Origin of the sequence: Flavobacterium sp., assembly GCF_003525665.1 — a bacterium.
Classification (GTDB): Bacteria; Bacteroidota; Bacteroidia; order Flavobacteriales; family Flavobacteriaceae; genus Flavobacterium.
The window spans coordinates 14,742-22,161 of the sequence record NZ_DQDX01000107.1 but is presented as its reverse complement, the minus strand read 5'-3'; the positions used below and the strand labels follow the sequence as shown (position 1 = coordinate 22,161).

At 31.7% G+C, this 7,420-nt stretch carries 8 protein-coding genes; 1 reads left to right on the top strand and 7 read right to left on the bottom strand.

Annotated elements, in window-relative coordinates; all coding sequences use genetic code 11:
- Window positions 1-78 precede the first annotated feature (78 nt).
- Genes DIU01_RS07750 through DIU01_RS07740 form a run of 3 tightly spaced genes read right to left on the bottom strand, consistent with a single transcriptional unit; the run spans window position 79 to window position 3,620 of the window.
- Window positions 79-1,101: a phosphotransferase enzyme family protein gene (locus tag DIU01_RS07750; RefSeq protein ID WP_290833173.1), complete on the bottom strand. Its 1,023-nt coding sequence runs from the start codon at window positions 1,099-1,101 to the stop codon at window positions 79-81.
- 7 nt (window positions 1,102-1,108) lie between these two features.
- A complete protein-coding gene (locus DIU01_RS07745) occupies window positions 1,109-1,963 on the bottom strand; it encodes a sugar phosphate nucleotidyltransferase (protein WP_290833171.1) in 855 nt (284 codons plus the stop codon).
- Window positions 1,964-2,018: 55 nt separating this feature from the next.
- Window positions 2,019-3,620: a fumarate hydratase gene (locus DIU01_RS07740; RefSeq protein ID WP_290833168.1), complete on the bottom strand. Its 1,602-nt coding sequence runs from the start codon at window positions 3,618-3,620 to the stop codon at window positions 2,019-2,021.
- Between the two features lie 213 nt (window positions 3,621-3,833).
- Between DIU01_RS07740 and DIU01_RS07735 the strand changes: the two genes are divergently transcribed.
- Window positions 3,834-4,205: a hypothetical protein gene (locus DIU01_RS07735; RefSeq protein ID WP_290833166.1), complete on the top strand. Its 372-nt coding sequence runs from the start codon at window positions 3,834-3,836 to the stop codon at window positions 4,203-4,205.
- 104 nt (window positions 4,206-4,309) lie between these two features.
- Here DIU01_RS07735 and DIU01_RS07730 read toward each other — a convergent pair whose 3' ends face one another.
- The 4 genes from DIU01_RS07730 to DIU01_RS07715 form a co-directional block, all read right to left on the bottom strand.
- Window positions 4,310-4,885 carry an alkylphosphonate utilization protein gene (locus DIU01_RS07730; RefSeq protein WP_290833164.1) on the bottom strand — a complete coding sequence of 192 codons (576 nt, stop codon included), beginning with the start codon at window positions 4,883-4,885 and terminating at the stop codon, window positions 4,310-4,312.
- A gap of 12 nt (window positions 4,886-4,897) precedes the next feature.
- The gene (locus tag DIU01_RS07725; RefSeq protein WP_290833162.1) at window positions 4,898-5,389 is read right to left on the bottom strand and encodes a DUF6646 family protein; all 492 of its coding nucleotides are present in this window, start codon (window positions 5,387-5,389) and stop codon (window positions 4,898-4,900) included.
- 68 nt (window positions 5,390-5,457) lie between these two features.
- Window positions 5,458-6,195, bottom strand: a complete 738-nt coding sequence (locus DIU01_RS07720) for a metallophosphoesterase (RefSeq protein ID WP_290833160.1) — start codon at window positions 6,193-6,195, stop codon at window positions 5,458-5,460.
- Window positions 6,188-7,339 carry an ATP-binding protein gene (locus DIU01_RS07715; protein ID WP_290833158.1) on the bottom strand — a complete coding sequence of 384 codons (1,152 nt, stop codon included), beginning with the start codon at window positions 7,337-7,339 and terminating at the stop codon, window positions 6,188-6,190. The genes DIU01_RS07720 and DIU01_RS07715 overlap by 8 nt, the downstream gene beginning before the upstream one ends.
- Window positions 7,340-7,420 lie beyond the last annotated feature (81 nt).

Below are 7,420 nucleotides of genomic sequence, written 5' to 3'. Positions count from 1 at the left end.
TCTTTTTTTCTGTTATTTTAAATTATTCTAATAAGTTAAAGCTATTATATAAATTCAAATATATAGAAAATTTATTGTTTAGAGTTTTAAATACGAAATGACTTGGTCAAATAATTTAATTTGTGTTTTAGCTCTAACCAAATTCTGATTTTCATAATCAGTGTTATAATAGCTATCATTATTTAGATAATCTCCCAAAAAACGACAAGCTTGTTCAAAAAGAAGTAGAGGCAAACTTAAATTGATATTTTCTAATTCTTCAGTTGTCATAAACGAAATTGCTTCGTTACGATACCCTTTCATAAACGATTCGTAGATTTCGGTATCAAATTTTACTTTTGTTAAGTCTCTTTCATTCTCTGAAGAAGTATTTGATCCTGACCTTAATGCATCGCCAACATCATGTAAAATGCTTCCTGGCATAATTGTATCAAAATCAATAATACAAATAATATCTTCATTTTCATCAAAAAGCATGTTGCCTATTTTGGTATCGTTATGGACTACTCTTAAAGGTATTTCGCCCAAATCAATTTTTGTTGCAATCTCTTTTATAAAATTGAAATTATTTTTTAAAAATACTATCGATTCTTTTGCTTGTTCAAGTCTTTGTTGATTTGCATGCTTTATACTTTCTTGAAAATCATCAAATCTTTTTATGGTATTATGAAAATCGGGTATAGTGAATTCTAATTCATCAATTGGAAAGTCTAATAATACTTTATGAAAATTTGCTAAATAGGTTCCCAATTTTTCCGCGATAATTGGACTACTTATTTTTTCTATAATTTTTGAAGGAATATAGACGGATAATTGCCATACCTCATCACCATCATAAGTATAGGTTAGCCCTTCTTTATTAGCTATATAACTTATGGTTGGAAAACCAATTCCTTTTAAATAGTGAATTACTTTTTCTTTATTATTTAGTAGCGCACTAGTATTCGGAAAAACCCTTTGATTGATTTTTTGCAGTATAAATTCTCCTTGATCTGTTTCTATTTTAAAGGTAGAATTTATTAAACCAGATTGTATAATGGTAACAGTATTAATCTTAACATTAACCAAAAAATGATTTATAATTCTTGAAATTGACTCCAATATATTCTTATTTATATAATCCTAAATCATGTAATTTTTTCAATTGAACAATTGCTATTTCTTTATCTTCTTGATAAGTTACTCCAATCCATTCTTCATTAGTTGGAATAACCTTTACCTGCATTAATTTCTTATTAATCATTGAAGTAACTACGCTTGGTAATTGATATTCTAAACGATTATCTAATTGCCATTTTTCAATAAAATTTTTCAAATCGTTTTCTATATAATCAAATACAATTGGAGTAAAACCCCACATATTCATTGAAACTAAAATCGAACTCTCTAACTTTATGTTCTCACCATCTAAATTGGTGTAAACTATACCATTGTCTGTCTTTCTTATGTTTTCTCTTTCTATAGAATCAATTACAAATTCGTTTTTTATCTTAATTTCTGCACGATTTACTTTGCCATTTTCTGATAATGTTTTTAAAATTGGAAAAACAATTGCACAAGGATTTTGGAATTTCGATAAATGATTATAGGCTAAAGAATAGGAATTTTGACCATAAAAATCATCGGCATTAATTAACAAAAAATTACTTTTTATTGCATTTCTTGCACACCAAAGTGCATGTGCTGTACCCCAAGGCTTGTTATTTTGGTATACTGTATTATTTATTATTATTTGTTTATCTTGAACTACAAAAGAAACAGGTTGCAATCGATACCTTTCCTTTAATATAGGAATCATTTGCTCTTGAACGATTAAAACAACAGAACCAAAACCAGCTTTAAGAGCATCATGAATGGCATAATCCATAATGATTTCTCCATTTGGACCAATGGTATCTAATTGTTTAAGACCGCCATATCGTGATCCTAATCCTGCAGCTAAAACTAGTAATGTTGGTTTCAATTAGTATAAAATAAAAAAAAGACCATTTATAAAATGGCCTTTATAAAATTTGCAATTATAAGTTAGCAAAGAAATCGTTTCCTTTATCATCAGTGATAATAAAAGCAGGGAAATCTTTAACTGTAATTTTTCTCACGGCTTCCATGCCAAGTTCTTCAAAATCTACAACCTCAACTTTTAGGATATTATCTTGAGCCAAGATTGCTGCTGGACCACCAATTGATCCTAAATAGAATCCTCCATAAGTTTTACAAGCTTCCATAACTTCTTTTGTTCTATTTCCTTTGGCAAGCATAATCATACTTCCGCCAGCTTTTTGGAATTCTTCTACATAAACGTCCATTCGTCCTGCTGTTGTTGGTCCGAAACTTCCCGATGGCATTCCGTCTGGAGTTTTTGCTGGTCCGGCATAATATACAGGATGGTTTTTAAAATAGTCTGGCATTGGTTTTCCTGCATCCAAAAGTTCTTTGATTTTTGCATGAGCAATATCTCTAGCAACAATTAAAGTTCCGTTTAATTTCAATCGTGTTTTAATTGGATATTTAGATAATTCAGCTAAAATTTCAGCCATCGGACGATTCAAATCAACCTCAACTGCCGCTTCCAAATGTGGCGGAACTGCTGGTAAAAATTGTTGAGGATTTACTTCCAATTGTTCTAAGAAAACTCCATCTTTTGTGATTTTTCCTTTGATATTTCTATCAGCAGAACATGAAACTCCTAATCCAACCGGACAAGATGCAGCATGACGTGGCAAACGAATTACACGAACATCATGCGCAAAATATTTTCCTCCAAATTGTGCTCCAATGGCACTTTCTTGACAATATTGCAATACTTTTTGTTCCCATTCTAAATCACGAAAAGCTTGACCTGACATATTTCCGGTAGTTGGAAGATGGTCAAAATATCCTGCAGATGCTTTTTTCACCGCTGCTAAATTTGCTTCAGCAGAAGTTCCTCCAATTACCAAAGCCAAATGGTATGGCGGACAAGCAGAAGTTCCTAAATCTTTAATTTTTTCGCGAACAAATTCTTCCATTGATTTTTCATTCAACAACGATTTTGTTTTTTGATATAAGAATGTTTTGTTCGCAGAACCACCACCTTTTGTTAAAAACAAAAACTCGTATGAAGCACCTTTTTTGGCATATATATCAATTTGAGCTGGTAAATTCGAACCTGAATTTTTCTCTTCAAACATCGAAATCGGAACAATTTGTGAGTAACGAAGATTCTTATTTTGAAACGTATTAAAAATACCTCTTGATAACCATTCGGCATCATCAACACCAGTATAAACACTTTCGCCTTTTTTAGCCATAACAATTGCCGTTCCTGTATCTTGACAAGATGGCAACTGACCTTCAACGGCTACAGATGCATTTTGCAATAAATTGTAAGCGACAAATCGATCATTATCTGTCGCTTCTGGATCGGTTAAAATATTGTTTAGCTTTTGTAAATGCGCTGTTCGCAACATAAATGAAACATCGTTCATGGCTTCTTGCGCCATCAATTCTAATGCTTTTGGATCGACGGTTAGAATTTCTCTGTCGCCAAATTGTTCTACTTTTACGTAATCAGAAGTAAGTTTTTTGTATTGTGTATCGTCTTTTAATATCGGATACGGATCTTGATATATAAAGTCCATTTTTAAATAGTTTTGAAATGTAAAGTTACGGATAACCTGCAAGGTTTCCAAAACCTTGTAGGATTTTACAATTATACCAACAAGGTCAAAAAAGACCTTGCAGGAAGTCTAAAAAAGAAAAAGAGTCCTGAAAAACTTCGGGACGCTTTTTTATTTACCAACGCAACTTTTTGAAAAATTTTGCATCTACTATACAAACCAATAAGAACAACTATGAAAAAAATTATTTTACTATTATTTTGCGTACCGTTGCTTTTGGCATCGACATGTGAAGATGACGACCAAATTTTTTGTACAACCGAAGCCGTTGCTGCATTAAATGTATCAGTTACCCTAGGAGAATCTAGTTCATTAGTTAGCGATGGAATAACTGTTGTTGCCACCGATGGTAATTATTCAGAAACATTAGTTGTAAACGACGCTACCAATCCAGTTTTTGTGGGTGCATATGAACGACAAGGAAACTACATCATAACTGTTTCAAAAGATGGTTATCAAACCTATACCTCTGAAATTATTCCAATCACTAGAGATGAGTGTCATGTAATACCAGAGCAAATTCAAGTAAATTTAGTTCCAAATTAAATTCAACTTTTTATATAATAGAAAAGCGTCCTGAAAAACTTCGGGACGCTTTTTTATTTGTGTAATTTTCTGAAATAGTAACTAGTAAAATTTATGTCAAAAAACTACTTCGTTTTCTTTACATATTGCGTTAAAATAAAAATACTTTGGTTTTCTACACGACCTTCAATAAGGTTAGCATCATCCCAAACTAATTTGATATTGTGAACTGCAGCTCCACGTTTTGCCGTGAATGTTGCGCCTTTAACATCTAAATCTTTTACTAAAACAACAGAATCTCCGTCTTTTAAGATATTTCCGTTAGAATCTTTGTGAACAATTTTTCCTTCGTCGTCATCGGCTTCTCCTGTTGCTTTTGCCCATTCTAAATCGTCTTCATCAAGATACATCATTTCTAACATATCATTGTTCTTCAATCGGGCATGCATTCTCCAAGAAACAATTTGAACTGGAAGATTTTCGTTCCACATACTATCGCTCAAACCGCGCCAATCATTTGCATTGGTAGTTTCTGGATTTTCTATTTGATCTTTTAATGCTTTTGTGATTAAAATACAGTTTTCTGGAATAGCATCTGTTTTTGGTTCAACCAAATACACTACTAAATTTTCCTCGCTTCCGCTGATTTCGCATTTAGAACCACTTCTGTCTTTTAATCTTTTTTCGGTAACAACGCTCATTTATTCTAACTATTATAAGTTAAATGAAGCTCCAATTTGAAAAACAAACTGATTGTTAAAACGCTCATATCCAACCGCATTAGTGTTGTATTTAGCTAATGGAACTCCAGCTTCTGTGTAAACGCCAAATCCATCTGTAAAGAAATATCTTGCTCCAAGATGCGCGCCAAAATTTCTTAAACCTAAATCTAATCCTGGATAAACATCAAATTTTTCGCTGATATTCAATACATTTCCAATATTAGCATTAAAACGAAATTTTGCGTCAAATCTGTCATCAAATTTTGGAGTTCCCTCAGCATCTGTTGTATTTAAAAGATAGCCAATTGAACCACCAATAGAAATGTTTTCACCCAAACCAAAATCGGCTGTGGTAACAATTCCAGTAGCATATTCTTGCATTGTGGCTCCAACTTGAAGTTTAACATCTCCTTTTCCTTTAAAAGCTTGTGCATTTACAAAACTTGCTGATAAAACAAGTAAAACGGTAATTACTTTTTTCATTTTATATATAATTTAAAGTGCAAATATAAGGCATTAGAAAATAACAATTTGTAGAATTAATTCTAATATCAATTTCTGCCTTTTTCTGTTGGATATAAACTGGGTAAAGGTTCGCTTTGCCAAAATTCTTTACTATCAACATCCATAATTGTAAGCGGACCTTTAAAAGCTGCTCCAGTATCAACGTTCCAAATACACGCTTTTTGTATCGGAATGGTTTCTCCAATCTTTGTTACTGGCGTATGACCAATAAAAATTTCTTTGTACAATAAAAATCGTCTTGGATAATAAACACTGTCTTTATCGATAGTTTCATTTAATGCTAAAGCGGTTTCCCAAAGTGTTCTATCCCAATAAAATAACTTGGGAAAGTATTCATAATTTATGCCGTTCATATTAGTAAATCCGGCATGAATAAACAACCTATTATGATCGTCTAAAAAATAGTTTTCTAGAGATTTTAAAAATGCAATATGCTTATTTATGGTAGATTGAGAAACTTTAGAATAAGCAATAACGGTTGCTTCACCACCATGTTTAAACCACATGCTTTCATCAATATTTTCGTTTTTATTTTGAAGCCAATCTAGAAGTAATTCGTCGTGGTTTCCTTTTATAAATATGCAGTTTTGATGTTCATTCAATTTTATTAGATAATCAATAACATCTGGCGATTGACTCCAGCCATCAACATAATCGCCAAGAAATATCAAAGTATCGTTTTGGTTAACATTAGCACGTTCTATTATTTGATGCAAAGCACGTAAACCGCCATGTATGTCTCCAATTACTAAAGTTCTACTCATTATTTTTATTATATTTTACTTTTCTTAAAACACGCATTACTTCTTTAAAATTGACATAAACAGTTGGGTTTTTATGTTGTTTTAATAGAGGCTTTGCTTCAATTAATTTTTGTTTGGCTTCATCAAATCCGTTAAGGTAACAAATCATAAAAGTAGACGGAACGTTAATTAAATCTTTATTTTCTCTATCTGATAATTCGAATCCTTTTTGCAATTTATTTAACAAAGATAAATTAGAATTGTAAATATGAAACAATACTTTTCTATTGTATTGTGGTGGTTCAAAAAGCATTTCGGTTTCTATTTTATAATAACCATTGTCAAAAAATGACAACTTTTGCCGTTCCAAAGGATAATAACTTGTTTTATCATTCAATCCCAAAGGCACATATTCGGTTATCGTAAAAGTATTTTCGTCATAATCAATCGTCACATCATCTTGAGCCGAATAAAACAACTTAATTTGCTCGTTCACCAATTCGATATCAACTCGCGTAAAAAAAGTTTTATCTCGAATTTTTTTCGGAATTCCTGCCCAACAAATAACAAACAATTCCTTGAAAACCTTATACTTTGACGGCAAATCCTTGTGACGATGATTTACAAAATCAATCACTCCATCAAGCGTATTTGAAATACTATTTCTAGAACTATTTTCAATACTTAAAACCGTTTCAATATTAAGTTTAGAATAAGGTATTTTATCTTCGGTAGGAATGGTGTTGCTTCCTCTTCTAACAAAAGTTGTATTGGCTAAAATTGTATGAATGTTTTTTTTAAAATAGGAAGTTTTCGATTTTGGTTTTATCGTAACCAATCCAACGACTTTATCTCTAGGTAAATTCGGAAAAGGAACATTTTCATACTGAATTTTTGGAGGATTTTCCAAAAAAGCATTCACTAAATTCTGAATACGACTGTCATCAAAAAAATCGTCGCCGGTTATTTCGTTATTTTCATCTTCAACACCAACAACTATATAAGAATTATTAGAAGGATTTGAATTAGACAAAGCACAAATATGTTTCAAAAACTTAGCTTTTCCTTCCTTGGTATGCAAATTCAACTGCCGTTTTTTATCATAAAAACTACACTCATCATTGTGAGCCAGTAAGTTCTTGATAAGTAGGCGTTTGTTTATCATGTTCCAGTTTCGGGTTTCGGGTTTAAAGTTGCGTGTTGTTTAAATGCAAAATATTCAACTCGCAACTCGCAACTTTATAAC